This window comes from Streptomyces sp. R-74717 (genome assembly GCF_047305335.1).
In the GTDB taxonomy this organism is placed as follows: domain Bacteria; phylum Actinomycetota; class Actinomycetes; order Streptomycetales; family Streptomycetaceae; genus Streptomyces; species Streptomyces atratus.
In genome coordinates this window covers 5,237,043-5,263,448 of sequence record NZ_CP102361.1, presented here as the reverse complement: position 1 = coordinate 5,263,448, position 26,406 = coordinate 5,237,043, and the positions used below count along the sequence as shown (strand labels likewise).

General features: G+C 70.5%; 28 protein-coding genes and 1 pseudogene. 24 read left to right on the top strand and 5 right to left on the bottom strand.

Annotated elements, in window-relative coordinates; translation table 11 throughout:
* Positions 1–396 precede the first annotated feature (396 nt).
* From NRF20_RS24060 to NRF20_RS23985, 16 genes are all read left to right on the top strand, one after another.
* Entirely contained in the window at positions 397–1,323 is a 927-nt protein-coding gene (locus NRF20_RS24060; RefSeq protein ID WP_398628251.1) for a hypothetical protein, read from the top strand.
* Positions 1,324–1,347: 24 nt separating this feature from the next.
* On the top strand, positions 1,348–1,746 hold the full coding sequence (locus NRF20_RS24055; protein ID WP_413753255.1) for a hypothetical protein: 399 nt from the start codon (positions 1,348–1,350) through the stop codon (positions 1,744–1,746).
* A 589-nt stretch (positions 1,747–2,335) separates the two neighbouring features.
* Entirely contained in the window at positions 2,336–3,577 is a 1,242-nt protein-coding gene (locus tag NRF20_RS24050; RefSeq protein ID WP_398628253.1) for an ATP-binding protein, read from the top strand.
* Positions 3,574–3,978 (top strand): roadblock/LC7 domain-containing protein, encoded by a 405-nt coding sequence (locus tag NRF20_RS24045; RefSeq protein WP_398628254.1) that lies wholly within the window; start codon positions 3,574–3,576, stop codon positions 3,976–3,978. The genes NRF20_RS24050 and NRF20_RS24045 overlap by 4 nt, the downstream gene beginning before the upstream one ends.
* Positions 3,975–4,349, top strand: a complete 375-nt coding sequence (locus tag NRF20_RS24040) for a DUF742 domain-containing protein (RefSeq protein WP_093899416.1) — start codon at positions 3,975–3,977, stop codon at positions 4,347–4,349. The genes NRF20_RS24045 and NRF20_RS24040 overlap by 4 nt, the downstream gene beginning before the upstream one ends.
* Positions 4,324–4,914 (top strand): GTP-binding protein, encoded by a 591-nt coding sequence (locus NRF20_RS24035; protein ID WP_266360062.1) that lies wholly within the window; start codon positions 4,324–4,326, stop codon positions 4,912–4,914. The genes NRF20_RS24040 and NRF20_RS24035 overlap by 26 nt, the downstream gene beginning before the upstream one ends.
* 94 nt (positions 4,915–5,008) lie before the next feature.
* Positions 5,009–6,397, top strand: coding sequence for a cytochrome P450 (locus NRF20_RS24030; protein ID WP_398628255.1), 1,389 nt, complete (start codon positions 5,009–5,011; stop codon positions 6,395–6,397).
* A gap of 327 nt (positions 6,398–6,724) precedes the next feature.
* Positions 6,725–7,855 carry a cytochrome P450 gene (locus NRF20_RS24025; RefSeq protein ID WP_266365445.1) on the top strand — a complete coding sequence of 377 codons (1,131 nt, stop codon included), beginning with the start codon at positions 6,725–6,727 and terminating at the stop codon, positions 7,853–7,855.
* Entirely contained in the window at positions 7,852–8,661 is an 810-nt protein-coding gene (locus tag NRF20_RS24020; protein ID WP_413753254.1) for an enoyl-CoA hydratase/isomerase family protein, read from the top strand. Before NRF20_RS24025 ends, NRF20_RS24020 begins: the two co-directional genes overlap by 4 nt.
* Before the next feature lie 97 nt (positions 8,662–8,758).
* Positions 8,759–9,403: an RNA polymerase sigma factor gene (locus tag NRF20_RS24015; protein WP_398628257.1), complete on the top strand. Its 645-nt coding sequence runs from the start codon at positions 8,759–8,761 to the stop codon at positions 9,401–9,403.
* Positions 9,400–10,485 (top strand): CU044_5270 family protein, encoded by a 1,086-nt coding sequence (locus NRF20_RS24010; protein WP_398628258.1) that lies wholly within the window; start codon positions 9,400–9,402, stop codon positions 10,483–10,485. The genes NRF20_RS24015 and NRF20_RS24010 overlap by 4 nt, the downstream gene beginning before the upstream one ends.
* Positions 10,486–11,015: 530 nt before the next feature.
* The gene (locus tag NRF20_RS24005; RefSeq protein ID WP_413753253.1) at positions 11,016–11,639 is read left to right on the top strand and encodes a CAP domain-containing protein; all 624 of its coding nucleotides are present in this window, start codon (positions 11,016–11,018) and stop codon (positions 11,637–11,639) included.
* 430 nt (positions 11,640–12,069) lie between these two features.
* A complete protein-coding gene (locus NRF20_RS24000; protein ID WP_266360054.1) occupies positions 12,070–12,609 on the top strand; it encodes a CAP domain-containing protein in 540 nt (179 codons plus the stop codon).
* Between the two features lie 58 nt (positions 12,610–12,667).
* Positions 12,668–12,946 carry a hypothetical protein gene (locus NRF20_RS23995; RefSeq protein WP_413753252.1) on the top strand — a complete coding sequence of 93 codons (279 nt, stop codon included), beginning with the start codon at positions 12,668–12,670 and terminating at the stop codon, positions 12,944–12,946.
* Positions 12,947–12,964: 18 nt separating this feature from the next.
* Positions 12,965–13,711 carry a DUF4118 domain-containing protein gene (locus NRF20_RS23990; protein WP_398628261.1) on the top strand — a complete coding sequence of 249 codons (747 nt, stop codon included), beginning with the start codon at positions 12,965–12,967 and terminating at the stop codon, positions 13,709–13,711.
* 159 nt (positions 13,712–13,870) lie between these two features.
* Entirely contained in the window at positions 13,871–14,668 is a 798-nt protein-coding gene (locus NRF20_RS23985; RefSeq protein WP_398628262.1) for a VOC family protein, read from the top strand.
* Between the two features lie 31 nt (positions 14,669–14,699).
* Here NRF20_RS23985 and NRF20_RS23980 read toward each other — a convergent pair whose 3' ends face one another.
* Entirely contained in the window at positions 14,700–15,386 is a 687-nt protein-coding gene (locus NRF20_RS23980; RefSeq protein ID WP_413753251.1) for a response regulator, read from the bottom strand.
* Positions 15,383–16,564, bottom strand: a complete 1,182-nt coding sequence (locus tag NRF20_RS23975) for a sensor histidine kinase (RefSeq protein WP_398628264.1) — start codon at positions 16,562–16,564, stop codon at positions 15,383–15,385. The genes NRF20_RS23980 and NRF20_RS23975 overlap by 4 nt, the downstream gene beginning before the upstream one ends.
* A 170-nt stretch (positions 16,565–16,734) precedes the next feature.
* Here NRF20_RS23975 and NRF20_RS23970 point away from each other — a divergent pair, with 170 nt between their 5' ends.
* The 3 genes from NRF20_RS23970 to NRF20_RS23960 are packed head-to-tail and all read left to right on the top strand — an operon-like array spanning position 16,735 to position 20,080.
* Positions 16,735–17,742, top strand: coding sequence for an ABC transporter ATP-binding protein (locus NRF20_RS23970; RefSeq protein WP_413753250.1), 1,008 nt, complete (start codon positions 16,735–16,737; stop codon positions 17,740–17,742).
* On the top strand, positions 17,739–19,307 hold the full coding sequence (locus NRF20_RS23965; protein WP_413753249.1) for an ABC transporter permease: 1,569 nt from the start codon (positions 17,739–17,741) through the stop codon (positions 19,305–19,307). The genes NRF20_RS23970 and NRF20_RS23965 overlap by 4 nt, the downstream gene beginning before the upstream one ends.
* Entirely contained in the window at positions 19,304–20,080 is a 777-nt protein-coding gene (locus tag NRF20_RS23960) for an ABC transporter permease (protein WP_413753248.1), read from the top strand. Before NRF20_RS23965 ends, NRF20_RS23960 begins: the two co-directional genes overlap by 4 nt.
* Before the next feature lie 21 nt (positions 20,081–20,101).
* Here NRF20_RS23960 and NRF20_RS23955 read toward each other — a convergent pair whose 3' ends face one another.
* Positions 20,102–20,941, bottom strand: a complete 840-nt coding sequence (locus NRF20_RS23955) for an HAD-IIA family hydrolase (protein WP_413753247.1) — start codon at positions 20,939–20,941, stop codon at positions 20,102–20,104.
* A gap of 119 nt (positions 20,942–21,060) precedes the next feature.
* Here NRF20_RS23955 and NRF20_RS23950 point away from each other — a divergent pair.
* A pseudogene (locus NRF20_RS23950) lies at positions 21,061–21,687 on the top strand (phosphoribosyltransferase); the annotation flags it as partial.
* Between the two features lie 140 nt (positions 21,688–21,827).
* Here NRF20_RS23950 and NRF20_RS23945 read toward each other — a convergent pair.
* Together NRF20_RS23945 and NRF20_RS23940 are read right to left on the bottom strand one after the other, a co-directional pair.
* Positions 21,828–23,360 carry an alpha/beta hydrolase gene (locus NRF20_RS23945; RefSeq protein WP_413753246.1) on the bottom strand — a complete coding sequence of 511 codons (1,533 nt, stop codon included), beginning with the start codon at positions 23,358–23,360 and terminating at the stop codon, positions 21,828–21,830.
* A 90-nt stretch (positions 23,361–23,450) separates the two neighbouring features.
* Positions 23,451–24,194 carry a polyprenol monophosphomannose synthase gene (locus NRF20_RS23940; RefSeq protein ID WP_398628270.1) on the bottom strand — a complete coding sequence of 248 codons (744 nt, stop codon included), beginning with the start codon at positions 24,192–24,194 and terminating at the stop codon, positions 23,451–23,453.
* 308 nt (positions 24,195–24,502) lie between these two features.
* Between NRF20_RS23940 and NRF20_RS23935 the strand changes: the two genes are divergently transcribed.
* The 4 genes from NRF20_RS23935 (at position 24,503) to crcB (NRF20_RS23920) (ending at position 26,268) form a co-directional block, all read left to right on the top strand.
* Positions 24,503–24,958: a carboxymuconolactone decarboxylase family protein gene (locus NRF20_RS23935; RefSeq protein WP_398628271.1), complete on the top strand. Its 456-nt coding sequence runs from the start codon at positions 24,503–24,505 to the stop codon at positions 24,956–24,958.
* 175 nt (positions 24,959–25,133) lie between these two features.
* Positions 25,134–25,544, top strand: coding sequence for a fluoride efflux transporter CrcB (gene crcB / locus NRF20_RS23930; RefSeq protein ID WP_398628272.1), 411 nt, complete (start codon positions 25,134–25,136; stop codon positions 25,542–25,544).
* Positions 25,541–25,897, top strand: a complete 357-nt coding sequence (locus tag NRF20_RS23925; protein ID WP_398628273.1) for a DUF190 domain-containing protein — start codon at positions 25,541–25,543, stop codon at positions 25,895–25,897. The genes crcB (NRF20_RS23930) and NRF20_RS23925 overlap by 4 nt, the downstream gene beginning before the upstream one ends.
* On the top strand, positions 25,894–26,268 hold the full coding sequence (crcB, locus tag NRF20_RS23920) for a fluoride efflux transporter CrcB (RefSeq protein ID WP_398628274.1): 375 nt from the start codon (positions 25,894–25,896) through the stop codon (positions 26,266–26,268). The genes NRF20_RS23925 and crcB (NRF20_RS23920) overlap by 4 nt, the downstream gene beginning before the upstream one ends.
* The last annotated feature ends 138 nt before the right edge of the window (positions 26,269–26,406 follow it).

Below are 26,406 nucleotides of genomic sequence, written 5' to 3'. Positions count from 1 at the left end.
GCAGCTCGCAACCCCCGGTTCGCAGAGAAAGGCCAGTGGCTGCCGCATCGCCTGGTTCAACGAGAGGAGATCTAAAGCCATTTGACAGGCTTTGCCCGATACAACACTTCACTGCTCGACCCGGAGCGGAGTTCCCGTGATGGTTCCGGCGTCACCACGGGCGCCGAGTCCGGCGGGAGCAGCAGCCGGTGGCACCTCCTTCACGGCGACGCTCCCCGGGCCCGAACAGCGGTCGCGATCCGGCGATGTCAGTGGTGGCTGTTAGTTTTCTGCGCGTCACCAAGGAGCTTTACGGCCACCCCCCTGGGTCCATTTTGACCGGTACCTGCCACGTGACCCATGTGTGCCCCATCCCGGCCCACCAGGACGGGAATCGCTCCCTTTGGAGGAAGAAGCTTGTTGATCAACAGCGTGTCGGTACGCAACCTGGCCCGGGCGGCGGCCGTGCTCACGACGGCCGTGGCCATGGCGGTGACGGTGGCCCCGCTGTCGGGGACCGCGCAGGCCCGCGAGGCGGTTTCGGGGTCGCTCGGATTCAGCGGTGAGCCGGGGGAGTTCGTCTCCGACGGGCAGTCCCAGGAGTTCACGGCCGGATCGGTCGAGATGTTCGACGTCTCCGGGCCCACCAACGAGAACGCCGCGGGCGTCACGATCGTCACGCCCGAAGGCAAGCGCTGGTCCCTCCTTCTCCAGGCACCCGAAGGCCAGAAGCTGACCGACGGCGCCACGTACACCGGGGCCTCGCGCTGGCCCTACGCGCAACCGGAGGACCCGAAGCTGGAGTTCGGCGCGGACGACCGGTGGTGCAACACCAGCACCGGCTCGTTCACCATCTCCCACATCTCCTACGGCCCCTACGGCTACATACGCGAGCTCGACGCCACCTTCGAGCAGTACTGCAACGGTTCCGCGGTGCCGCTGCGCGGCGAGGTGCACGCCCGCACCGCCGAGCCGCCGGCCGAACTGGCCATCGGCCTGAACCTCGACCCCGAGGGCACGATCGACACCAAGTCCGGTCAGGTCACCGTCGGCGGCTCGGCGACCTGCAACAAGCCGGCCCGTATTTCACTCTCGGGCCTCGTCTATCAAACCCAGAAGAGCGGGGAGGCGGTCGGCCGGTACGAGGACGAGATCGTCGACTGCGCTCCCGGCGACCCGGTCCCGTGGAAGGTCACCATCCCCGTCACCGCCATGGAGCCCGGCACGGATTTCCGGCCCGGCACCGCCACGTTGCGCGGCTTCGGCAAGGCGGACGACCGCGACTACCCGGTGACCGTCAACGCCGGTGACAACACCTCCCAGATCACTCTGGTCAGGTCCTGACCTTTCCGACGCGGGGCGTCGCGGGTGGGCCCGCCCGCGACGCCCCGCGTCGGTCCGGCGTCGGCCCTGCGCCCGCACCCGCACCGCCGCCCGGAGCACTACCTCGCCGACTCCGCCGACGGCGTGGTCGAGATCATCGGCTCCGGACCGCTCTGCTTCCTCCTCACGTTCCATGACGGCGTCGCGATCGAGGGCGAGGGGCACGAGACGTATCCCGTCCGGATCGGCGGCACCGGCAGGCTCGCCGACGGCACCGAGATCGCGCGCGTCATGCACGAGTTCGGGGACGGTCCGCGCGGCCTGCGCATCCGGCTGACGATCCGGTTCCCCTCGGATGCGCCGGAGCACGTCCTCACCGGCCACCAGTGGCACTTCGCGTGCGAGTTCCTCACCTGGCTGGAGGCCGCGCACGCCGCACGGTGACAATGACAGATCTCTGCAATATTCGGACATCGAGCAGGGGTGCCGGGCAAGGCCGCCCGGGCGGCGCCCATCCCTTCCGGCGGTCGCGGCCACTGATCCCGGAAGATCTCGTTCTCGTACCGATCGCTCCCCGTCACAGCAGAGGGCTCGCGCCGCTCGCACCGGGCGAGCGGCCCCGGTCGCCGCCCGTGTGCGCACCCGTGGGCGCCGTGAACGAGCTGCCGCACCCCTCCGAGCCCCGTAGGACCCCTGCACGCCCCTGAATATCCGTCATATCCCGTCACCGCAGGTCCGGGTGACGGCAGGTCGGTGGGGGAGGCGACTTGGCCCCTGGATGTGAACATTCGGCGTCAAGAGTGCAACTGGCGTGTCGGTCTTGACATTTACCCAAGAGGCCGATGCTAAGATCATCTTACTTCCAGTGGGCTGATGGCATATGGGGGCATTCCGGGAGGGATGAATTCCTCGGCCCCACTTTCGGAGGGGCCTTCCCTGCGTGGCGCAATCCGTGGCTCAAAGAGTCCGGGCTGTACAGCACATGAGGGAGCGTCAAGCCGTTTCCATAGCCATGGCACTTGAAGTGAGTCTCATGACATTTGCACAGGGCCCACTCTTCTGGGCACTGGTTGTCGTAGCACTGGTCGCTGTGGGTGCCGTCCTGCGGGCTCGCAAGACCAACATCGGACTGCGCAGACAGAACGCCGAACTCCGGGGGGAGCGCGACGCGCTGCAACGGCAGCGGGACGACCTCCACGTCACCCACAACGGTCTGCTGCACCGTCAGGCCGCCGAGCTGGCCGAGGTCCGCAAGGACGCCGAGGAGGAGACCAAGGCCGTCCTCAAGGCGGCCGTGCGCACCCTTCAGGGGCTCGCGGACGAGCAGCAGGTGGTCATCGAGAACGCCCAGAAGAAGTACGGCGACGACCCCAACATGCTCGCCGACCTGATGGCCATCGACCACGCCAACAGCCAGTTCGGGCGCCGCGCGCAGGGCATCGCGGTGCTGTGCGGCGGCTGGCTCGGGCGCAGGGAGACGGTCGCCTCCGTCTTCGACGTGGCCCGCAGCGCTCAGGGTCGTATCCGGCAGTTCGACCGGGTCCGGGTCAACGGGCAGGTCAACTTCTCCGTCGTCAGCAAGGCCGTGGAACCGGTGGCGGTGGTCCTCGCCGAGCTGCTGGCCAACGCCACCAACTACTCCGCGCCCGGCGCACCGGTGGAGATCAACATCCAGGCCGTCCCGAAGGGCGTCTGCCTCATCGTCGACGACGCCGGTCTCGGTATGGGCCAGGAGGAGAAGGACCGCGCGGCGGCTCTCCTCGCGCCCCGGGCCGCGATCAGCGTCTCCAGTCTGGGCATTCCCCCACAGTTCGGGTTCGCCGTCTCCGGCATGCTGGCCGCCCGCTACGGGTTCCAGGTCTCGGTGGACTCCGTATCCCCCTATGGAGGCGTACGCGCGGTGGTTCTCCTGCCCGACGAGCTTCTCACCGGCGATGCACCAGCACCCCCGGCGCCCCTCGCGGCCCCCGTGGCCACCGGTGGCCACGATGCGGATGTATCGGCGCTCCCCCGCCGCCAGGCATACACACCGCCTCCGACTCCTCTGTTCCCTCCGGCCGCACAGCCGGCCCCCGCCCCGCAGCCGACGGGGTCTTTCACCACCGCCGGTGGCCTGCCCAAGCGTCGTCGCAAGAGCCCGGTGTCAGTGGTGCCGTCGACCGAGCCCGGGCCGGTGCGCAGCAACGAGGAGACCGCTTCCCGCCTGGGCGCGTTCCAGCGCGGAACACGGTCCGGGCGTGACACGACGACGATGGAAGGACCCGAGTTCCAGTGAACCCCGATCTGTCCTGGGTACTCAACGATGTGCTCCAGGTACCCGGCGCACGGCACGCGATCCTCGTCTCCGCCGACGGTCTGCTGCTGGCCAACTCCAGTGAGATCGGCCGGGACGACGCGGAGACCGTGGCGGCGGCGATGAGTTCCATGCAGTCGCTGAGCCGGGCCGTCGCCCCCTTCATCGGGGCCCAGACCCCCGGCCGCTGGCACCAGACGCTCCTCGAGTACGAGCACGGCTGGATCTTCCTGATCGCTGCCGGTACCGGCGCCTATCTGGCGGCGGCCGCCGCGGCCGACGTGGACATGGAGGCCATGTCCTTCCGTATGCAGCAACAGGTCGCCGCGCTGGGGAAGGCGATGACCACACCTCCCCGCCAGAACGCCGGAAGCGAAGCATGACGGCGCCGGGCGAGGAGCAGGCGGTCAGCAGCGGGTTCGTCCGGTCCTATGTCATCACCGGCGGGCGCGGCCTGCCCGATGCGGAGGGCCTCTCCCTCGTCACTCTCGTCACCATCGCACCCGACCGGCAGCAGCCCCCGAACCCGAGCCCCGAGGTCCGGGCGATCTGGGAGCTGTGCTCCGGCGGCTATCTGTCGGTGGCCGAGGTCGCGGGCCATCTGGAGCTGCCCGTCGGGGTCGCACGGCTGCTGCTGAACGACTTAGCGGATCAGGGTCATCTGATGCGCCGCAAGGCGCCACCGCCGGCTCAGCTCGTTGACAGGAAGATCCTCGAAGAGGTGTTGCATGGACTACACGTCCGGTTCGGCTGAGAACATCTATGTGCCGGACGCGGTACAGCGTGCGGCGAAGATCCTCGTCGTCGGACACTTCGCCGTGGGCAAGACGACGCTCATCGGCACCCTCTCCGAGATCACTCCGCTGCGCACCGAGGAGAGGATGACGCAGGCCGGCGCCCACATCGACGATCTGCGGGGCGCGCCCGACAAGGTGACGACAACCGTCGCGCTGGACTTCGGCCGTCTGACGCTCGGCGACGAGCTGGTGCTGTACCTGTTCGGTACGCCGGGCCAGCAGCGCTTCGTCGAACTGTGGGAGGACATGGCGCGGGGCTCGCTCGGCGCGCTGCTCCTCGTCGACCCGGCCCGTCTCGCCGACACCTTCCCGGTGATCGACCTCGTCGAGACGTACGGGCTGGAGTACGCGGTCGCGGTCAACAGTTTCGACCCGTACTCCCGGCATGCCGAGGAGGAGTTGCGCGAGGCTCTCGATCTGCTGCCGGACACCCCGGTCGTCTACTGCGACGCCCGGGACGAGACGTCGTCCGCGCAGGCCCTGATCACTCTGGTCCAGCACCTTCTCGCGCGGGTGGCCTGACCTCTGCTCCATACGCCGGCACGGGGGCCCCAACCCCGTTTTCCGTCCACCGTCCGGGCCCTGCGAGGCCCGCGATCACACCGAGGAATCACACATGGACTCTCAGCCGGGAGCCACCCCGTACAGCGCCCCCACCGGGTGCCCGATGCACGGTGAGCGGCAGACGTCGCTCTACGGGCCGGAGTTCGCGTCCGATCCGCAGCGTGTGTACGACGAGTTCCGGGCGCACGGGCTCGCCGCTCCGATCGAGCTGGCTCCCGGGGTGGAGGCCACCCTGGTCGTGCAGCACGAGGCCGCACTCCGGGTCCTGCAGAACCCCTCCTTCTTCGCCCGTGACTCACGACGGTGGGCGGCGCTGCGGGAGGGCCGCGTACCGCTCGACAGTCCGGTGCTGCCCATGATGGCGTACCGGCCCAACTGCCTGTTCACGGACGGCACCGAGCATCTTCGCCTGCGCAAGGCGGTCACCGAGAGCCTCGGCCGCCTCAACAGCACCCGGCTCAGCCGGGATGTCGAGCGCATCGCCGACTACCTCATCGACCAGTTCATCGAACGCGGCAGCGCCGACCTGCTGGGCGACTACGCCAAGCTTCTGCCGCTGCTGCTGTTCAACCAGCTCTTCGGCTGCCCCGGTGACATCGGCGACCGGCTGACCCGTGGCATGTCCGCGATCTTCGACGGCGAGGACGTACTGCGGGCCAACGCCGAGCTGACGGAGTGTCTGATGGAGCTCGTCGCGCTCAAGCGGCGGCAGCCCGGCGACGACATCACGTCCTGGCTCATCCAGCACCCGGCGGGCCTGCGGGACGAGGAGCTCAAGGACCAGCTCGTCATGCTGATGGGCGCGGGCATCGAGCCGGAACGCAATCTCATAGCCAACGCACTGCTTCTCCTGCTGTCCGACAGCGCCGGGGGTCCGCAGCGGCGAGGTACGGGGATGCTGGTCGAGGACGCCCTCGACGACGTGCTGTGGAACAACCCGCCGATCGCCAACTACGCGACGCACTACCCGGTCCAGGACGTCGACCTGGGCGGCGTGACGCTGAAGGCGGACACCCCCGTACTGATCAGTTTCGCCGCTGCGAACAGCGATCCCGCGCTCACCGATGCCCGCCAGACCCTGAGCAAGGGCGCCCATCTGGCCTGGGGTGCGGGCCCCCACGTCTGCCCGGCGAAGTCCCCTGCCCAGCTCATCGCCCTCACCGCGATCGAGAAGATCCTCAACACGGTGCCGGACCTCGTCCTCGCCGTGCCGGCCTCGGCGGTCGAATGGCGGCCGGGTCCGTTCCACCGGGCGCTGGTGTCCCTGCCGGTCCGGTTCAGCCCGAGTGCCGCGCGCCATGCGGCGACGGCCGCACAGCCGCCCGTTTCGTCCCGGATCGCCGCCTCCGAAGAGGTTCCCGCCGCGCGCTACGACCATGTGGAGCCGCAGAAGAAGACGAAGGGCTGGTGGAGTTCCTTCCTGGACGTCTTCCGCGTGTGACGGAGGGCCGGTCCATGGATTCTGACGACTTGTGCGGACAACTGGGCGTCATGCAGAGCCGAAGCAGGGACTGTTCGCGTTATAGCAAGGGGTCAACAAGGCATTTGCCTGTGACACGGGCAACAGAGAACGACGCATGGCGCATACATGCGGAGGGGTAGGTTCTGGCCGTAACCATGAGCCCAGGACAAGGAACTCTGCGTGAGCGCAATATGTGGCACAGACAGGCCCACCGTCGACCGCCGTGCCCTCATTTCCCTCCTGCGGCGTCTCAAATCGCCGGAGGGGCAGGCTGATCCCTACGATCTCCTGGGCGAGCTGAGATCCATGGGCGATGTCGTACGCGCTCCCTGGAACGCGTACTTCGTCACCGGCTTCGACACCTGCAGCGAGGTGCTGCGCGGCCGCAACTGGCTGGCACCGGACTTCGCCTGGCAGGAACGCCAGGCGGACACCGAGCGCTGGGACGCGGTCGCCACGCAGGAGATGACCAAGACGCTCTCGCGCCTCAACGCGCCCGAGCACACATGCCAGCGCCGCAGCCTCGGCAACCTCTTCGACCGCTCCACCATCCAGCGGCTGACCCCGCAGGTCGAGGAGCATGTCACCCGCCTTCTCGACGAACTGGCCGACAAATTGCGCTGGGGCGAGACCGACTTCGTCAGTACGGTCAGCGAGCAGCTCCCGATCAGCACCATCGGCTCCTGGCTGGGGATCCCGCCCGAGGACTACTCCCACATCCTGGAGATCACCCACAACCAGGTGCATGCCCAGGAGCTGCTGCCCACCAAGAGCGAGCTCGCCGTGTCCGCCGAGGCGACCGTTCATCTGCGCGCGTACTTCACCGACCTGGTGAAACAGCGCCGCGCGAACCCCGGCAACGATGTCCTGACCGGCTGGATACACACCTGGGACGCCATGGAACCCGACCGCGAGGCGGCGGACGAGATCCTCTACCGTCTCACCATGTTCGTCACCATCGCCTCGCTGGAGACCACCGCGACACTGCTGTCGACCATGGTGGGGCTGCTGCTGAGGCAGCCCGGCCGGTGGGCGTGGCTCGCGGAGCACCCCGGATACATCGACGCCGCCGTCGACGAGGCCCTCCGGTACGACCCGCCCATCCACATCAACACCCGGATCGCCGCCGACGACACGGTCCTGGCGGGCGTGCCGATCGCGAAGGACAGCATGGTCCACGTGATGTACGGGGCCGCCAACCACGACCCCCGGCGCAACGAGGACCCGGATTCCTTCGACATCGAGCGCACCGGCACCCACCTCACCTTCGGGGGCGGTGTGCACTACTGCCTGGGCGCGGCCCTCGCCCGCCTTGAGGCACGTACGCTCCTGACCCAGCTCCTGAAACGATTCCCCACACTGCGCGCCGTCACGGGGCCCAGTTACGCGTCCCGTCTGGTCTTCAGGCGTGTGACCTCCATGGGCGTGGCGATATGAAGCTCTCGCTCCCCGACTACCTTTCCCCGTACCGGCGGCCGAGCACGGTACGCACCGTGCGCGAGGGCCCCGTCCTGCGCGTGGAGCTGAACTGCCCCGACACCGGCAACGCGGTCACCGAAGCGATGCTGGACGATCTGCTGACGGTCCTGGCCGTACCGGACCCCGACGTCCGGGTGCTGGTGCTCAGCGGTGCCGGGGACGACTTCTGCCTGGGCGGGGACCGGAACGAGTTCGCCGACTGGCTCGACCAGGACCCCACCGGGCGGGGCATCCGGATCGCGGGAGACAAGGCCCGCCGCGTCTGCGAGGCGATCTCCACCAGCCAGGCGGTCACCATCGCCAGGATCCAGGGCAAGGCGATCGGCGCGGGACTGGCGCTGGCCCTCGCCTGCGATCTGCGCGTCGGCGCCGACACCGCCGGTTTCCGGCTGCCGGAGCTGGCGCTCGGGCTGCCCACCGCCTGGGGCGGCGTGCTTCCCCGACTGATCCATGAGGTCGGCGCCGCCCGTGCGCGCGAACTCATCCTGACCGGACGCGCCTTCGACGCCGCCGAGGCGTACGAACTGTCGGTCCTCCAGCGCATCGTGCCCGAGGACGCCCTCGACGAGGCGGTCACCGCGTGGACCAAGCCCATCGTGCGCCGCCCCGAGGCCGCCCTGCGCGTCACGAAGGCACTGCTCAACTCGTACGCCGCCCCGACGCGGCTGGCCGATCCGTCCGTCCTGGACGCGGAGCTGATGGCCACCGTCGCGGCCGCGACCCGCCGGACCCGCGACGCCGGGAGGACCGTACCGGTGCGCTAGTACCGGTGCTCACGAGCTCCGACCGCGCCCCTTCTGTGACGCGGGTCACGGGAACCCTCCCCGGGGTGCCGGACAGCTGAGGGGAGTGAGCACAGATATGCGTACCCGGGTACGGGCCGGGGAGCCGAGCGCGTTCGCGGAGCTTTTCGACAGCTACGCCCGCACGGTCTACAACCATGCGTTCCGGCTGACCGCCGACTGGGCGACGGCGGAGGACGTGATGGCCGCGACGTTCATGGAGGCCTGGCGGCTGCGCGACAGGGTCGGCCCCGAGGGCGGCTCGTTGCGCCTCTGGCTGCTGGGCATCGCCACCAACACCGCGCGCAACCAGACCCGGAGCAACCGCCGCTACCGGGCCGCGGCCACCGCCGCCGCCCGGGCAGAGACGGCGGTGCCCGACCACGCCGAGGAGGTCGCCGGCCGGGTCGATGACCGCCGGCGTCTCGCGGCCGCACTCACCGCGCTGGCCGCGCTGCGCAGACCGGAGCGCGAGGTCCTCGCTCTCTGCCTGTGGGAGGGGCTGGAGTACACGGACGCCGCCGAGGCGCTCGGAATCCCGGTCGGCACGGTCCGTTCCCGTCTCTCCCGGGCCCGCGCGAAGCTGCGCAGGCTCACCGACACCGAACTGGCCTCGGCGGCGGCCGGGCCGGCGGAGAGAAATCGGGAACCCGTGGCAGGTCCCGGACAGGTAAGAGGCGATCGCGGAACCGCGGTCCGGCCCGCACAGGAAGGAATCCGATGAACGCGAACCCGTCCCGGCAGAGTCCGGCCGAGTGGGAGGAGAGCGCACAGCTGCTCCCGCCGACGACTCGCGAACTGCCGTCGGGCCGTCATCAGTTCCACAAGGAGCGCCTGATGGCACGGATCCAGCTCGACGAACGTACCGCCACGACAACCGCCACCGGGCAGCAGGCCCGGCGCTTCACGATGCCGCGCCGCGCCTTCGCCGCACCCGCGATGGCCTGCGCCCTGGCCGGGGCGGTCGTCGTGGGAGCCTCGATGTTCACCTCGGGCGGCGAGGGCACAGGCGTGGCCGGCGGGCCGGTCCTGACCACGTCGGTCGGCACGGCCACCACCGAGGGCGTGCCCCAGTTGCTCGACCAGATCTCGCTGGCGGCGGCCGAGGTGCCCGACCCGAAGGCGGGCCAGTACGTCTACATCGAGTCGAAGGCGGCCAACAGCTACGAGAAGGTCGTCGACGGCAAGTCCAGCCTGGCCAGCGACAAACTGCATCTGCGTCAGATCTGGAAGTCCCTCGACGGCACCAAGGGATGGCTGATCGACCCGGCCGTCAACGACAGCGCCGAGGGCGAGACGCTGAGCCTTCCCGACGAGCAGGGCAACGTACCGGTGGCCACGTTGAACGGGCCGTCGTACAACTACCTCGCCGAGCTGACCACCGACCCCGACAGGCTGCTGCAGAAGATCTACAAGGAGACCGAGGGCCAGGGCAACAGCCCTGACCAGGAGGCCTTCGCCACCATCGGCGACCTGCTCGGCGAGAGCTACCCGCCGGCCAGGCTCTACTCCGCGCTGTTCAAGACCGCCGCGAAGATCCCCGGGGTCGTGATGGTGGAGGACGCGGTGGACGCGGCGGGCCGGCACGGGGTAGCGGTGGCCCGGCTGGACGAGACCAGCGGTGAGCGCATGGAGTGGATCTTCGACAAGAAGACCCACGTCTTCCTGGGCGAGCGCAGCGTTCAGGTGCGGGGGGACGGCGGGGACAGCGGTGTCATCAAGCGCGGCACGGTGACATACACCAGCGCCATCATGGAGCGGGCCATCGTCGACGACATCAAGCAGACCCCGACCGAGGCCGGCTGAGGCCTCCCACTTTCCCCATGGGCCTCCGGTGGCAGCCCCCGCCACCGGAGGCCCGCGTGTTTCACGCGCACGGCACCGGATCGGCCGTTGCCTCGACGAGCCGGTCGAGTACGTGGCGGATGGTTGCACAGCCTGCCAGTGACATCGGACACAGAGCTTTTCGTGGCTCTGGCATTGGTTAGTAGATGCCACCTCGACGGCATGGTGCCGTTTGTCCGTCTTGGCGCAGATATGTGCGCGCGAGCTCCGTCAGCATGCAACCCGCTCGCCGTTCCCGCCCGTTCGACGTGCGAGAGCGCGCTTCTGACGGCGCAACAGCGCCTTCGTGAAGCTTGACGGCCGTCGCCGGCACGCCCGTGCGCCCGTTTCAAGCTCCGTCCGGATCTACGGGTGGAGGTAGTACTTCCGCTTGTTGCCCCGCCCCGAATGCCGTTCCAAGAATGACGACCGCAAGGCGCCTGCGAGCCAGGGCGCGGGAGCGCGCGGAGCCGGCCGGAGCTGCTCCGCGACTATCGAGCGAGGTCACACGCATGAGGAAGCACCGCAGGAAGACGTCCTACCGGAAGATCACCGTCGCTGTCGTCGCCGTGGGAGCCGTGGGTGTGCCCTCTGCCGCCATGGCCTGCTTCGCCCCCCACGAGAAGCCGGCTGCACAGGCGTGGCGGACCCACACCGCACACCGCACCGCACATGGGGGCGCACCGAAGCCCGCCACACCCGCGAGCGCACCGAAGCCCGCCGCATCCACAAGCACGCCGAAGCCCGCCGCTCCGGCGTCCGGTGCCGCCGCCCGCATATTGACGCTCGTCAACAGCGAGCGCTCCAAGGCCGGTTGCTCGCCGCTGACCACGAACGCGAAGCTGACGAAGGCCGCCCAGGACCACAGCGCGGACATGGCTTCCCACCGGAACATGTCCCACACCGGCTCCGACGGCTCGACCCCGGGCGACCGGATCACGCGCGCCGGTTACCAGTGGAGTGCCTACGGCGAGAACGTCGCTTACGGCTACACCACCCCCGAGAGCGTCATGGCGGGCTGGATGAGCAGCCCCGGCCACAAGCGCAACATCCTCGACTGCTCGTTCAAGGAGATCGGCGTGGGCCTCGCGCAGCCCGGCAACTACTGGACCCAGGACTTCGGGACAGCCCGATAGAACTTCGGAAACGGTCCGATAATCAGCCCACTTCACCGTGAACGCGGTGAAGTGGGCCCAGACGCGCCCGGATTCCGGTCCGACGGCCGGTCAGCGATACCGCCCCGGGCTGCCCCTTCCCTGCCGCTGTCCGCCAAGCCACTTGAGGGAATCGTCGACGAAATTCTCGACCTCACTCCTGCGAGTCTGCAATGCACCGAGCGATCAAAAGTCTTCACTTGTGGGGAAATGTCTGACACCCGTCACTGACAACGGGGAACGTTCCGATGCGGGTTTCTCGTCGCAGTGTGGACCGGATGCGGACCGCCGGAGGCGGCGAGGCCACCGGAGGCCGGGCTACGTGCAGGTCGTTCACGGGTCAGACGCTTCCCGCAGCACCCTCTTGAAGCCGTTCCCACGCGAACATCGAGTATCGAGTGAGGTCACACACATGAGGAAGCACCACGCGAAGCGGTCCCGCCGACGGATGGCCATTGCTGTCGTCGCTCTGGGAGCCGTGGGAACCATGGGCGTCGCGGGGTCCGCGGAAGCCGCGGGTGTGCCCTCCGCCGCCGCCTCGGCCGTCTTCGGCGCTCATGCGAAGGAAGCCGCCCGCCTGCTGAAGCTCGTCAACAGCGCACGCAGCGCGGTCGGTTGCTCGCCACTGACGTTGAACGCGAAACTCACGAAGGCCGCCCGGAAGCACAGTGCGGACATGGCTTCCCACCGGAACATGTCCCACACCGGCTCCGACGGCTCGGCCCCGGGCGACCGGATCACGCACGCCGGATACGACCGGAGTGCGTACGGCGAGAACGTCGCCTACGGCTACACCACCCCCGAGAGCGTCATGGCGGGCTGGATGAGCAGCCCCGGCCACAAGCGCAACATCCTCGACTGCTCGTTCAAGGAGATCGGCGTGGGCCTCGCGCAGCCCGGCAACTACTGGACCCAGGACTTCGGACAGCCCGACAGGCAATCGGCCCGGTAGACGCCCCGCTCAGCAGACACCCCACAAGACCTGTCTGTCCCACGGTGTCGTCCCCACCGTGCCCCGTGACGCGACGGTCCCGGCCGACAACCCGTACGCCGTCGTCGCAGGACGCTGCATCGGCTCCGACCGGGAGGCGGGGGGCTGGGCCGCTCTTCCTTCCGGAGACGCCGGCTCGTCGCCCTGCGCGTTTGCCGCGGCCAGGGCGACGGCCGCCCCCGAGGACGGTCCACGCCAGGAACGCGTCAAGGCATCCGGCCCGGACGGCCGGGCGGGGCGGGCCGGACGCACACTGGAGTGGCCGACCGGAGTGGCCGGCGTACCGGAGAAGCTGTGAACCACAGCGAGGTGGATCATGGAATTTCCGCTTCGTGACCGCATCGCACTGGCTGCCGCCCTGATCGGCCCCTTCCTGGCCGCACTGGTGCTGGCGCCCTTCCGTACGAGCATGTCGGGCACCAACCTCGCCCTGCTCCTGGTCGTCGTCGTGGTGGCGGTCTCGGCCATCGGGAACCGCTGGGCCGGGGCCGTCGCGGCGCTGTCGTCCGCCGCGTGGTTCGACTTCTTCCTCACCCAGCCGTACCAGCGGTTCAGCATCGCGGGCACCGGCGACGTCGAAACGGCTGTCCTGCTCCTGGTCGTAGGGGTCGCGGTTTCGCAGCTGGCTGCTCGTGCCCGCCGCCTGCGGGTGATCACCATTACCGATGCCGACCACCTCGCCCGGATCCACGACACCGCACTGCTCGTCCAGTCGGCCACCTCTCCCGACGCGGTGGTCGACCATGTCCGGCACCAGCTCGTGGACCTACTGCACCTGCAGCGGTGCCGTTTCGAGTACGGAAGCCTGCTGGGACAGCCGCCGAGGCTGGAGCAGGACGGCAGTGCCGTCGTGGGGCACCGGCGCTGGGACATCGACCGCGACGGCTGGCCGGAGGGCGAGATCGAGCTCCGCGCCTCGGCGAGCGGCCACTACTCCGGCCGGTTCATGCTCCGGCCCGCTCCCGGAACCGTCCCGTCGTTGCAGGCACGTCTCGTGGCCGTGGCCCTTGCCGATCACGTCGGTGCGGCGCTCGACACCGCGGGTCCGGCCGTGGACCGCTGATGGCGTGACGGCCCGGCCATGGCCCTGACCGGCATGTGCACAAGTACAGACGGTGTAGGCCACCGGGGTCGGCGGCCCCGTTTCCAGCGCGCGCGCAGGCAGTCGGCTGGCTAGCGTGAAAAGCCGGACAACCCCACCGAGCACGAAGGAGTCGACGTCATGGCTGTACACCCGGAGGGCACGCCGTGCTGGGCCGACGCGATGTTCCCCGACCTCGACGGAGCGAAGAGCTTCTACGGTGATGTGCTCGGCTGGACGTTCGGCGAGTCCTCGTCCGAGTTCGGCGACTACACGCAGGCGTACGCCGACGGCAAGGCGGTCGCCGCCGTCGTGCCCCCGATGCCCGGCCAGGAGGGACAGTCGGCCTGGTGTCTGTACCTCGCCTCACCGGACGCCGCCGCCACCGCCACGAAGATCCGCGAGAACGGCGGCGAGACGCTGATGGACCCCATGGAGGTGGGCGAGTTCGGCACGATGCTGCTGGCCCGCGACCCCAGCGGTGTCGTCTTCGGCGTGTGGCAGGCGGGCAGCCATGAGGGCTTCGAGGCCCAGGGCGTGCCCGGTGCGTTCTGCTGGGCCGAGGTCTTCACCCGGGAGCCCGAGAAATCGGACGCCTTCTTCTCCGCCGTCTTCCCGTACAGCATGGTGAAGATGGAGGACGAGGCCGTCGACTTCAGGATGTTCAACCTCGGTGACAAGACGGTCATGGGGCGGATGAAGATGGGCGACGAATTCCCGCCCGAGGTGCCGCCCCACATGAATGTGTACTTCACCGTCGCGGACTGCGACGCGGCCGTGGCAAAGGCGACCGAGCGCGGCGCGATCCTGCGGTTCGGCCCGATGACCATGCCCTTCGGCCGCTTCGCCGCGCTGACTGACCCGCAGGGCGCGGCATTCTCCGTGATCGACGTCAACACGACCGAGGGCGAGGTGCCCAGGACGTCCCCGGTGTCCTGACCGGTCCGGGACCACTCGTCCGTGCCCCGGCTCACCCCCCGGCGCCCGGCACCACCAGACCGGATTCGTACGCCGCGACCACCGCCTGGGTGCGGTCGCGCAGACCGAGCTTGTTCAGGATGCGGCTGACATGGGTCTTGACCGTCTCCTCACTGACGCTCAGGCGGGCGGCGATCTCCGGATTGGACAGGCCCTCGGCGATCAGGCGCAGTACCTCCGTCTCACGCGGAGTGAGCGCGGTGAGCGGGGCGGTGGGCACGGCGGGGGGCCTGCGGCGCAGGCGGGCGAATTCGCCGATGAGGCGGCGGGTGACGGTGGGCGCGAGGAGGGCCTCGCCCGCGGCGACCACGCGTACCGCGTCGAACAGCCGCTCCGCGGTGACGTCCTTCAGCAGGAAGCCGCCCGCCCCGGCGGCCAGCGCGTCGTAGACGTGCTCGTCGAGGTCGAACGTGGTGAGGATGAGGATGCGCGGGCCGCCGCCGTCCGGGGCGGCGGCCCGGATCTGCGCGGTGGCCTCGATGCCGTCCGTGCCCGGCATCCGGACGTCCATCAGCACGACGTCGGGGCGCTGTTCGGCGCAGACACGTACGGCCTCCGCGCCGTCGGAGGCGGTACCGACCACCGTGAAGTCCGGCTGGGTGTCCAGGAGTCCGGCGAAACCGGCCCGTACCACCTCGTGGTCGTCCACGACGACGATCCGGGTGGTCGTCGCGGTCATCGCAGAGCCTCCTTCGTGCCGGTGGGGAGCCGTACTTCGACGAGGAAGCCGCCGCCCGGCGCCGGGCCCGCACGCAGTTCGCCGCCGACCGCCGCGACGCGCTCGCGCATGCCGAGCAGGCCGTGACCGCAGGCGCGGGTGCCGAACCGGTCCGGTCCCGGGCCGTTGTCCCTGATGCGCAGGTCGAGGGTCTGCGGGGCGTAGCGCAGCTCGACGTCCACGGCCGCGCCGGGAGCGTGCCTGCGGGCGTTGGTGAGGGCTTCCTGGACGATCCGGTACGAGGTGAGCTCGATGCCCGGGTCGAGCGGGGCCACGGGGCCGCTGACGATCAGCCGGGTGCTCGCGCCGCCGGCCGCGCGGGCCTCGTCCAGCAGCTCGTTGAGCTGGGTGAGGCCTGGCTGGGGCTTGCGGGTGACCGGTGGTGCGCCCGCGTCCTCGCGCAGTACGCCGAGCAGCCGGCGCATCTCCGTCAGCGCGGCGCGTGCCGTGTCGCCGATGTCCAGCAGCCGTTTCGCCCCGGCCTCCGGCATGTCCGGGGTGGTGAGGCGGGCGGTCTCCGCCTGGACGGAGATCATCGAGATGTGGTGGGCGACGACGTCGTGGAGCTCGCGGGCGATGCGGGCCCGTTCGCCGCGCGCCGCGTGTTCGAGGAGCGTGTTCGCGATGGCCCGTTCGGTGGCGTCGCGGGCCACCGCCTCGGCCCGGGTGCGACGGCCGTTGCCGTCCGCGACCGCCGCCGCCGCGAGTACGGCGGCCGGCACGGCGTACACGCGCAGTCCCGTGCCGTCGGGGTCGGTGAGCGCCACCGCGACGTACGGCAGCACGAGCAGCACGGCCAGGCGGCGGGAACCGCGGCTGCCGAGGTGGTGCAGTACGAGCAGCTGGGCGACGAGCCCGGCGAGGGTCAGGTCCCGGTATCCGGCGAGTGCCAGGAGACCAGCCGCGGTGACAGCGGTGGCCGCGGCGGCCGGATGGACGCGCAGGAGCGCCAGCGGCACCGTGGTGGACAGGCCGAGCAGTATGGCGAGCGGCAGTGTGAGCGGAAGGTCCGACGGCCCGGCCGCGGCGCGGACGGCGCTCTCCACGGCCGCGAGCAGCCCGAGCGCCGCCGCGGCCACCGCCGGGCCGTCGGGCGAGGCGGCGATCCTCCGCGCCCTCCGCATGATTCCTTCGCTCATGCACGCCATTGTCACGGCGCCGGCGCCCATTGGCGTCCCCCTGCCCAGCCGTCCTCGCCATCCCCCACGCGGGGGATGGCGACAAGCAGCCGTCCCCCGCGCAAGGGGCGTCGAAGAGCGCTCCGTCGCGTGACGACCGCGGACCTGCCGTCTCCCTAGCCTTCTGCACCATGGAAGCAACCGTGGCAGCAACCATCCAAGTCCGGGGACTGCACAAACAATTCGGACAGACCGTCGCCGTCGACGACCTGTCCTTCACCGTGCACCCCGGCCAGGTCACCGGCTTCGTCGGACCCAACGGGGCGGGCAAGTCCACCACCATGCGCATGCTCCTCGGTCTGGACACGCCCGACGCGGGCAGCGCCCTGATCGGCGGGCGGCCCTACGCGTCGCTGCGCCGGCCGCTGACCGAGGTCGGGGCCCTGCTGGACGCGGCGGCCGTGCACCCGAGCCGGCGCGGCCGCGACCATCTGCTGTGGCTGGCGCACACGCACGGGCTGCCGGGCCGGCGGGTGGATCAGGTGCTGGAGCAGGTCGGCCTCGCGACGGCCGCGCGGCGGCGGGCGGGCACCTACTCGCTGGGCATGCGGCAGCGGCTGGGGATCGCGGCGGCGCTGCTCGGCGACCCGCCGGTGCTGCTGCTCGACGAACCGGTCAACGGGCTCGACCCGGAAGGCATCCGGTGGATCCGCGGCTTTCTGCGGGCGCTGGCCCGCGAGGGCCGTGCGGTGCTGGTCTCCAGTCATCTGATGAGCGAGCTCCAGGACTCCGCCGACCATCTGGTGGTCATCGGCCGCGGCCGGCTCATCGCCGACACCTCCGTGGCCGAACTCCTGGCCGCCGCCTCCGGCGACCGGGTCGCGCTGCGCACCTCCGCACGTACGGACGCCATGTCGCTGCTGGCCCGGGAGGGCGGGACCGTCGCCGCCAACGGGCCGGACTCGCTGACCGTCACCGGTCTGCCCGCGGAACGGATCACCGCGCTGCTCGGCGCGGCCGGGGTGCCGTTCTCCGAAGTCGGCTCGGACCGGGCGACGCTGGAGGAGGCGTACATGGAACTGACCCGGGACGCGGCGGAGTTCCGGGCCACGGAGGAGTTCCCGGCCACGGGTGATTCCCGGGCCGCGGAGGAGTTCCCGGCCGACACCGCCCGCGACGGCGAGGAGCTGACCTCATGACCGCACCCCCCGTCACCCCCTACCGGTCCCCACTGCCGCCCGCCCGCGACGGATTCCCGCAGTTGCTGCACTCCGAGTGGACCAAGGCCCGCAGCGTGCGCCGGTGGAGCGTCACTCTGCTCGCCGCCGTCGTGATCACTGTCTTCGTCTCACTGCTCTCCGCCCTCAGCGGCAGCTTCGACGTCAACGGCAGTCCGCCGCCACCGCCGAAGGGCCCGGACGGCACCCCCGTCACCGACAGCTTCCCCTTCGTCCACCGGCAGCTGACCGGCGACGGCAGCATCACGGCCCGGGTGTCACCGCTCACCGGCCGCGAAGGGCACATCGCGTCCTGGGCCAAGGCCGGGGTCATCATCAAGGCGAGCACCGACGCGGGAGCGCCGTACGCGGCCGTCATGCTCACACCGGCCCACGGGGTCCGGCTCCAGTCGGACTTCACCCACGACACGGCAGGCAGCAGCGCCTCCGGCACCGAACCGCGCTGGCTGCGGCTCACCCGCTCCGGCAGCGTACTCACCGCGTCCGAGTCGGCCGACGGCAAGAAGTGGACCGAGGTCGGCAGGGCCGACCCGGCCGGACTGCCGAAGACCGTCCAGGCGGGCCTCTTCGTCGCCACACCCGAACTCGTCACCGTGCAGCGGCACTTCGGCTCCACCTCCGTCGGCGGCGGCCCGTCCGAGGTCACCGCCTCCTTCGACCGGATCACGGTCGAAGGCGACCGGGCCGCGGCCGACGACGGCGACCAGGGCGCGGCCGTCGGCACCGACCAGGGCCCCGGCACCTGGCGTCAGGACCGGGTCGGTGCCGATCCCACCAGGGCCGCCGGGAGCCCGGACCGCTCGGCGCAGACGTCCGGCACCTGGACCCTGACCGGCTCCGGCGAGATCGGCCCCCTGACCCCGGACGTCGATCTCACCCAACGGTCCCTCAGCGGGGCCCAGATCGGGCTGATCCCGCTGGCTGCGCTGGGGGTGCTGTTCATCACCACCGAATACCGGCGGGGCCTGATCCGCACGACGCTCACGGCGGGCCCGCGCCGAGGCCGGATGCTCGCCGCCAAGGCTCTCGTACTCGCGGGAATCGCCTTCCTGACCGGGCTGCTCGCCGCCGTGCTCTCCTTCCTGCTCGCCGAACCGGCGCTGCGGAACAACAGACCCAACCCCGGGTCGTACCCCGAAGCGGCGCTCACCGACGGCCCGGTGCTGCGTGCCGTCCTCGGCACCGCCCTGCTGCTGGCCGCCGTCGCCGTGCTGGCGCTGGCCGTGGGCGCACTGCTGCGGAACACGGCCGCCGCGGTGACGCTGATCGTGGTGGTGTTCGTACTGCCGATGGTCCTGCTCGCCGGGCTGCCCGTCGACACGGCGCACTGGGTGATGAAGGTGACTCCGCTCGCCGGGTTCGCCGTGCAGCAGACGACACCGCGATACGACTTCGTGAGCACCGTCTGCCTGCCCGAGGACAGCTGCTACCCGCAGGGCCCGTGGACCGGACTCGCGGTGCTGTGCGCGTACGCGGCTGTCGCCCTGGGACTCGCCATGTGGCGGCTGCGCAGGCGGGACGTATGAGGGGCGCCCTGCACGCGGAGTGGACGAAGCTCCGTACTCTGCCCAGCACTTGGTGGCTGCTGGTCGCCGTCGCCGTACTCACGGTGGCGCTCGGCGCGGCGGCCACCGGCTCCGTCTCGACCGGCCAGTGCCCGTCCCCGGCCGAGTGCCACGAGGACACGGTCAAGCTCTGCCTGACCGGTGTCTGGCTCGGCCAGGCGGCGGTCGCCGTTCTCGCGGTACTGGCGATGAGCAGTGAGTACGGCACGGGCACCATCCGCGTCACGCTCGCGGCGGTACCCGGCCGCGCCCGGGTCCTCGCCGCGAAGGCGACGGTCGTCACCGGGGCCGCCGTGGCGGCGGGCACACTCGCGGTCCTCGGCTCACTGCTGGCCGGCCGCCTCCTCCTCCCCGGCAACGGCTTCGGCACGGCCGCGCTCTCCCCCACCGAGCTCCCGACCCTGCGCGCCGCCGCGGGCTCGGTGCTCTACCTGGCCCTGATCGCCCTGCTCTCCCTGGGAACGGCGACAGTCGTACGGGACACGGCCGGCGCGATCACGGCCGTGCTCGGCCTGCTGTACGCCTTTCCCGTGGTGGCGCTGATGGTCGCCGACGAGACCTGGCGGGAGCTCCTGCAGGAGCTCGCCCCCTCGTCGGCGGGCCTGGCGGTCCAGGCCACCCAGAACCTGGACACCCTGCCGATCGCCCCCTGGCCGGGCCTCGGCGTCCTCGCGGCCTGGGCGGGAGCGGCGCTGCTGGCGGGAGCGGCGACGTTCCGGCTGCGGGACGCGTGAGGGGCGGGTGCCCCGGCTTCCTCACGCCCCCAGCCGCTCCAGCAGGGCGGGGAGATCGGCGAAGGAGTCGATCACATGGTCCGGGGTGCCGTCGGCCGCCCGGTGTGTCTCGGGGAGGTACTTGCCGGTCCTGACGAGTACGCCGGTGAGCCCGGCGTACTGGGCCGCCAGGACGTCGGACTCGATGTCGTCGCCGACCATCAGGGCGTGGGGCGCGGTGGCGCCGAGGTGTGCCAGGGCCGTGGCGAAGAACGACCCGGCGGGTTTGCCGGTGATCTCCGCCTCGACGCGGGCGGCTCGCTCCAGTCCCAGGAGGAAGGCCCCGGTGTCGAGGTCGAGCCCGGCGGCCGTGCGCCAGTACATGTTCCGGTGCATGGCGACGAGCCGGGCACCGCGCTGCACATGGCGGAAGGCGCGGTTGAGCGCCGCGTAGGTGAAGGCGTCCCCGGCCCCGCCGAGGACGACGACATCCGGCGCCCCGTCATCAGCCGAACCGGACTGAGCCGAACCGGACTGAGCCGAACCGGACTCCTCCTCGTCGACGAGTGTCACGCCCGTCAGATCGGCCCGGACGTCGCCGGTGTTGATCAGCAGGCAGCGGGCTCCGGGATGGTGTTCCCGCAGGTGAGCGGCGGTGACGGCGGGGGCGGTGAGAATGTCGTCGGCGGAGACGGGGAAGCCCTCGCCCACCAGTTTCCCGGCGATCGAGGCGCGGGTTCGGGAGGTGGTGTTGGTGACCAGCGCCAGCGGGATGCCCGCCTCGCGCAACCGTTCCATGGCCGCCACGGTGCCGGGCAGCGGCTTCCAGGACACCGTGAGCACACCGTCGATGTCGATCAGGACCGCTCCGATTCGTTCCATGCAACCGACCCTGCCCGAGTTGCGCGGCCGCCGCACATGGAGTTGTTTCGAAGTAGGGAACCAGGTGGGGTGCGTACTCACGTGGTCCCTGACTTTCCCCTGGTTGGGGGTGAACAACCGTGTTGTTCGCCGATCGCGAGGACGCGGGACAGCAGCTGGCCGAGGCGCTCCGGCATCTGGAGCGGGAGAACCCCGTCGTGCTGGGCCTGCCCCGCGGCGGAGTCCCGGTGGCCTTCCAGGTGGCGCAGATGCTCGGCGCCCAGCTCGATGTGATCGTGGTCCGCAAACTCGGCGTGCCGCACCACGAGGAAGTGGCGTTCGGCGCCATCGGCGAGGGCGGGGTGCGGGTCATCAACGAGGACGTCGTCAGCCACCTCTGGGCCGGGAAGCAGGATCTCGCGGCGGTCGAGCGGGTCGAGGCGGCGGAGCTCGTACGCCGGGCGCAGACGTACCGCGCGGGCAGGCCACGGACGCCGCTCGAAGGCCGGACCGTCATCGTCGTGGACGACGGCGTCGCGACCGGCGCCACGGCCGAGGCCGCCTGCCAGGTGGTACGGGCGCAGAACCCGGCGCGTCTGCTGGCGGCCGTACCGGTGGCGCCTCCGGACGCGGTCGCCCGGCTGCGGCAGTGCGCGGACGAGGTGGTGTGTCTGTCCACGCCGCGCCTGTTCTTCGCCGTCGGCGAGTGGTACCGGGACTTCTCGCAGACCTCCGACGAGGAGGTCGTCTCCCTGCTGGCACAGGCCCGGTACACCGGACAGGTGCCGCCCGGCAGCGACTGAGCGGCCGGCGGCCGGGCCGCCCCCGTCCGTGAAGCAAGCGCGGCGAAGGACGTCCGCGACTGCGCGGAGCCGCCCCGCATCGGGCGCCGCCCCGCGCAGTCCATTCAGTCCGCGCAGTACGTGTCCTGCTTCGGCCGCGTCCCCGTCGTCAGGAACGTGGTGACCGCGCGGTCGCCGCAGGCATTGCCGTTGCCCAGGTAGAGGCCGTGCCCGCCGTGGTCGACCGCGACCAGGCGGGCCCGGTCGCCGAGGGCCTCGCGCATCTTCAGGGCGCCGGAGTACGGGGTCGCCGGGTCGCGGAGGCCCTGGATCATCAGGATGTTGGACGGTCCTTCGTCCGTGATCCTGGTCGGCCGCTCCACGGGAACGTCCTTCCAGAAGGCGCACGGTGTGATGTTCACCGTCATTCCGGCGGTGAGCGGGTGCTTCACGCGGTCGGCGGCGACGGCGCGCCGGTACGACGGGATGCTGCCCGGCCAGCGCACGTCGTTGCAGATCACGCCGATCGTGACCGCCGCGTCCTGGTCCGGCATCGGCCCGGCCAGTTCGGCGGGCAGGACGGGCTTCACCGACGCGTCCCGGGCCTCCTGGACGAGCCCGGCCAACTGGGCGAAGGCACTGTCCCTGTACAGGGCGAGCTGGATCGCCTGTCGCAGCCGGTTGCCGGTCAGCGGGACGCCCGCCGTGGTGGACTCCTTCGGCTCACGGTCCAGTCGCGCCGCCAGCTCCAGGACCAACGGCCGTACGTCCTCGGCCCGTTCGGCCAGCCGCAGCCCCTCCGCATCCCGGGCCGGGTCCGCGGCCCATCGTGCGAAATCGGGGAACCGGTCGTCCGCGCCCACCGCCATGTTCGCCAGCCAGCCCTGCTCGACGCGGGACGGGTCGGGATCGCCGCTGCTGTCCAGCACCAGGCGGTCCGTGTGCTGCGGGTACTTCTGGGCGTACACGGCGCCCACATAGGTGCCGTACGAGCTCCCCCAGGCCGAAAGCTTCTCCTCGCCCAGCGCCTGCCGGAAGCGGTCGATGTCCCGCACCTCGTTGGCCGTGGTCAAGCTCCGCAGTAGCGCTCCCCCGTTGCGGGCACACGCTTCTGCGATCCGCCGCGACCTCTCCACGTTCTCGGTGATCGAACCGTCGGCGGCGGGCCAGGACCGCAGATTCACCAGCTCCCGGTCCTCCGGGGCGAGCCCGCAGCTCGCCTTCGGGCTTCCGCCGGTGCCGCGCGGGTCGAGGCCGACGATGTCGTACTGCCCCGCCGTCTCCCGCTGCAGCTGCTGCCCCTTCTGTGTCACCCGCTGCACCCCTGACGAGCCGGGGCCACCGGGGATCACCAGCAGCGTCCCGCGACGGGCCGAGGGGCGGTCGCTGCGCACCCGGGTCACCGCGAGGCCGATCTGCGGGCCGTCCGGTCTCCGGTAGTCGAGCGGTACGGGCAGCTCGGCGCACTCCTGCGAGGCGGGGCCGCCGTCCTCGGCACACGGCTGCCATTCGAGCGCGGAGACGGAGGCGGTGGCGGGAGCGGCGGCCTTGGCGGCACCGTCGGCGTGGGCCGGCGGGGTCACGACCCCGGTCACAGCGGTGGCGGCAGCGGTGACGGACAAGGCGATGAACGCGGCGGATCTGCGGTAAGTCGTCATGCTGCAAGCCTTGTTGAGCCGAGGGCCCCGGCCCATCCGGGAGGCATGACGGCACGAGGTGGGGTTAGCCCCCGAACTCCCCGCGCGGAATCAGTGACTGTCCCTTCCGAACAGCAGCTTCCACGGTGCGAGGGCGGACTCGATCTGCACGCTCAGGCCGAGCTTCGATTCGCCCTCGACCCGTTCCTCGAATCGGATCGGCACCTCGACGATCCTCAAATGGCGCTTGACCGTGCGGTAGTTCATCTCCACCTGGAACGAATAGCCGTTGCTGCGGACCGAGGACACATCGATCGCCTTCAGCGTCGATGCCCGCCAGGCCTTGAAACCGGCGGTGGCGTCCTTCACCCGCAACCGCAGGATCGCGTTCACATAGGCATTCGCCCATGCGGAGAGCGCCTTGCGGTGCCAGGGCCACTCCGTGGCGAGCGAACCGCCCGCCACGTAGCGGGAGCCGATCACCACGGCGGCATCCCCGGCGAGCAGTGTCTCGATCATGACCGGGAGTCGCGACGCCGGGTGGGAGAGGTCGGCGTCCATCTGGACCACCACGTCCGCACCCTCGGCAAGTGCGCGGGCCATGCCTGCCACGTAGGCGCGCCCCAGCCCGTCCTTCTCCTCGCGGTGCAGCACGCCGACCGTTCCGACGGTTTCGGCCGAGAGCTTGTCCGCGACCTCGCCCGTGCCGTCCGGTGAATTGTCGTCCACCACGAGAATATGCAGGTCGGGCAGGCCCAGATCCATAAGGAGATTCACGAGGACGGGCAGGTTCGTCCGCTCGTTGTAGGTGGGCACGACCACCACAATCTTCGGCGAGGTCTTCTCCACGGCCATTTCCTCGTGTCCCCTTGAGATGCTTTTGCGTCCCCTGCGTCATCCCCGGATGTTCTCCGGTTCGTTCCCCGGTTCGTCCCCCGCGCAGGATCGCGCGAGCCTAGCATCCGGGCATCCTGACCCGACAGAAAGCGGAATGCTTCATTCTGCTCTGTATTCGCCGAACAAAGCACCTCGAATTCACCACGGAAACCGCAGGTGGCGCCGGATTCCCGGGCCGCTCGTCACACTTTCCCTCCGACATCCGTCAGTGCAGTGAAGGCGCGGCGGGAACGCGGCCGTGACGGATATCGAAGGAGAGTCATCACATGCAGGCACGTATGCAGAACCCGGCCGAGATCATTCCCGAGGCGTTGCCGCCCCTGCTGGGCCTCGTCAAGGCCATCAACAAGGGCGGTCCGGCGGAGACGACGCTCGAACTCGTCGGTCTGCGGGTGAGCCAGATCAACGGCTGCACCTTCTGCGTCGAAGGACACGTACGCAACGCCAGGAAGGCAGGTGAGAGCGACGAGCGGCTCTTCGCGGTGTCGGCCTGGCGGGAGGCGCCCTACTTCACGGACGCGGAGCGGGCCGCGCTCGCGCTCGCGGAGGCCTCCACCCGGCTCAGCGACCGCTCCGACCCGGTGCCGGACGACATCTGGAACGCGGCCGCCGACCACTTCACCGAGAAGGAGCTCTCGGCCCTGGTCCTCTCCATCGGTCTGACGAACCTCTTCAACCGCATCAACGTCACCACCAAGCAGCCCCCGGGCAAGACCTGGTAGGCCCGCGTCCGGGCCCTCGGGTCCCGCACCGGGGAGCCGCGGGCCCGGGGCCGTCGGCTCGACGGCTTCCGGGCGGTCTCCCTTTTGCTACCGAGTGGCGGGTGACGGGCCCGACACGCTCCTTCGGGGCGGCGGCGATAGCCTGGTGCGTGTAGCAGGCAGGAGACATGTAGGCATGGGAGCCCGGAATCCCCAAGGTTCCGTCGTCGCGGTGGTCTCGCTCGGCGGTGCACTCGGAGCGTGTGCCCGCTACGGGGCCACGCTGATCTGGCCCACCGCCCCGGGCGGCTTCCCCTGGACGACACTGACCGTGAATGTCGTCGGCTGCACGGTGATCGGCGTGTTCATGGTGGTGATCAGCGAGGTGTGGGCGGCGCACCGGCTGGTGCGGCCGTTCTTCGGTACGGGGGTGCTGGGCGGGTTCACCACGTTCTCCACATACGCGGTGGACATCGAGCGCCTCGTCGACGCCGGCCGGGCCCGTACCGGCCTGGCGTATCTGGGACTGACACTGTGCGCGGCCCTCGCGGCGGTGTGGAGTGCGGTGTGGGCAACCCGCCGCGTGCTGGCGCGGAGGCAGTCATGACGACGCCGAACACGGAACGGGCACTGCGCCTGACGGTCCTCGTCGGCGAGTCCGACGGGTGGCACCACAGGCCGGTGTACACGGAGATCGTGCACCGGGCGCACAAGGCGGGGCTCTCGGGCGCGAGTGTGTTCCGCGGGATCGAGGGGTTCGGCGCCTCGTCGATGATCCACACCCAGCGGCTGCTCTCACTGAGCGAGGACCTGCCGGTGGCGGTCGTGATCGTGGACGCGGAGGAGCGGATCCGTGCGTTCCTGCCGCTCGTCGAAGAGCTGGTCGCGGACGGCGGCCTGGTCGTCCTGGACAGCTGCGAGGTCGTCCACTACGGCGACGACCGGGAGCGGAACCGGTGAACTGGCTGCTGGTGATCGTCGGTGCGGCGGTCGGGGCACCCCTGCGGTATCTGACCGACCGGGCGGTGCAGTCCCGGCACGACACCGTCTTCCCTTGGGGCACCTTCGCGGTGAACGTGACCGGATCGCTGATCCTGGGCCTGCTGACCGGCGCGGTCGCGGCAGGCGCCGCCTCCTCCCACCTGCAACTGCTGCTCGGTACGGGACTGTGCGGGGCGCTCACCACGTACTCGACCTTCAGTTACGAGACGCTGCGGCTGGCCGAGGGCGGGGCGAAGTTCTTCGCGGCGGCCAATGTGGTGGCGAGCGTGGTGGCGGGGCTGGGCGCGGCGTTCGCCGGTGTCTCGGCCGCCGAGGCGCTGTGGTCGTAGGCGCGCGGCAGCCGTGCCGGCGCAGATCGTCGCAGAGACGGTCGGCGTCCCCTGCCACCGCAATGCGAGGCGATGGCAGGGGAACGCCGTTGAGGAGGAGCCGTCACCGGCGCCGGGCGATTCAACCCGTTCCACGCC

What these genes read in the sequence shown, in the direction of transcription:
- NRF20_RS24050 (WP_398628253.1), top strand. Translation starts at nt 2,336, where the DNA reads ATGACATTTGCACAGGGCCCACTCTTCTGGGCACTGGTTGTCGTAGCA.
- NRF20_RS24040 (WP_093899416.1), top strand. Translation starts at nt 3,975, where the DNA reads ATGACGGCGCCGGGCGAGGAGCAGGCGGTCAGCAGCGGGTTCGTCCGG.
- NRF20_RS24035 (WP_266360062.1), top strand. Translation starts at nt 4,324, where the DNA reads ATGGACTACACGTCCGGTTCGGCTGAGAACATCTATGTGCCGGACGCG.
- NRF20_RS24030 (WP_398628255.1), top strand. Translation starts at nt 5,009, where the DNA reads ATGGACTCTCAGCCGGGAGCCACCCCGTACAGCGCCCCCACCGGGTGC.
- NRF20_RS24025 (WP_266365445.1), top strand. Translation starts at nt 6,725, where the DNA reads ATGGGCGATGTCGTACGCGCTCCCTGGAACGCGTACTTCGTCACCGGC.
- NRF20_RS24020 (WP_413753254.1), top strand. Translation starts at nt 7,852, where the DNA reads ATGAAGCTCTCGCTCCCCGACTACCTTTCCCCGTACCGGCGGCCGAGC.
- NRF20_RS24015 (WP_398628257.1), top strand. Translation starts at nt 8,759, where the DNA reads ATGCGTACCCGGGTACGGGCCGGGGAGCCGAGCGCGTTCGCGGAGCTT.
- NRF20_RS24010 (WP_398628258.1), top strand. Translation starts at nt 9,400, where the DNA reads ATGAACGCGAACCCGTCCCGGCAGAGTCCGGCCGAGTGGGAGGAGAGC.
- NRF20_RS24005 (WP_413753253.1), top strand. Translation starts at nt 11,016, where the DNA reads ATGAGGAAGCACCGCAGGAAGACGTCCTACCGGAAGATCACCGTCGCT.
- NRF20_RS24000 (WP_266360054.1), top strand. Translation starts at nt 12,070, where the DNA reads ATGAGGAAGCACCACGCGAAGCGGTCCCGCCGACGGATGGCCATTGCT.
- NRF20_RS23990 (WP_398628261.1), top strand. Translation starts at nt 12,965, where the DNA reads ATGGAATTTCCGCTTCGTGACCGCATCGCACTGGCTGCCGCCCTGATC.
- NRF20_RS23985 (WP_398628262.1), top strand. Translation starts at nt 13,871, where the DNA reads ATGGCTGTACACCCGGAGGGCACGCCGTGCTGGGCCGACGCGATGTTC.
- NRF20_RS23980 (WP_413753251.1), bottom strand. Translation starts at nt 15,386, where the DNA reads ATGACCGCGACGACCACCCGGATCGTCGTCGTGGACGACCACGAGGTG.
- NRF20_RS23975 (WP_398628264.1), bottom strand. Translation starts at nt 16,564, where the DNA reads ATGAGCGAAGGAATCATGCGGAGGGCGCGGAGGATCGCCGCCTCGCCC.
- NRF20_RS23970 (WP_413753250.1), top strand. Translation starts at nt 16,735, where the DNA reads ATGGAAGCAACCGTGGCAGCAACCATCCAAGTCCGGGGACTGCACAAA.
- NRF20_RS23965 (WP_413753249.1), top strand. Translation starts at nt 17,739, where the DNA reads ATGACCGCACCCCCCGTCACCCCCTACCGGTCCCCACTGCCGCCCGCC.
- NRF20_RS23960 (WP_413753248.1), top strand. Translation starts at nt 19,304, where the DNA reads ATGAGGGGCGCCCTGCACGCGGAGTGGACGAAGCTCCGTACTCTGCCC.
- NRF20_RS23955 (WP_413753247.1), bottom strand. Translation starts at nt 20,941, where the DNA reads ATGGAACGAATCGGAGCGGTCCTGATCGACATCGACGGTGTGCTCACG.
- NRF20_RS23945 (WP_413753246.1), bottom strand. Translation starts at nt 23,360, where the DNA reads ATGACGACTTACCGCAGATCCGCCGCGTTCATCGCCTTGTCCGTCACC.
- NRF20_RS23940 (WP_398628270.1), bottom strand. Translation starts at nt 24,194, where the DNA reads ATGGCCGTGGAGAAGACCTCGCCGAAGATTGTGGTGGTCGTGCCCACC.
- NRF20_RS23935 (WP_398628271.1), top strand. Translation starts at nt 24,503, where the DNA reads ATGCAGGCACGTATGCAGAACCCGGCCGAGATCATTCCCGAGGCGTTG.
- crcB (WP_398628272.1), top strand. Translation starts at nt 25,134, where the DNA reads ATGGGAGCCCGGAATCCCCAAGGTTCCGTCGTCGCGGTGGTCTCGCTC.
- NRF20_RS23925 (WP_398628273.1), top strand. Translation starts at nt 25,541, where the DNA reads ATGACGACGCCGAACACGGAACGGGCACTGCGCCTGACGGTCCTCGTC.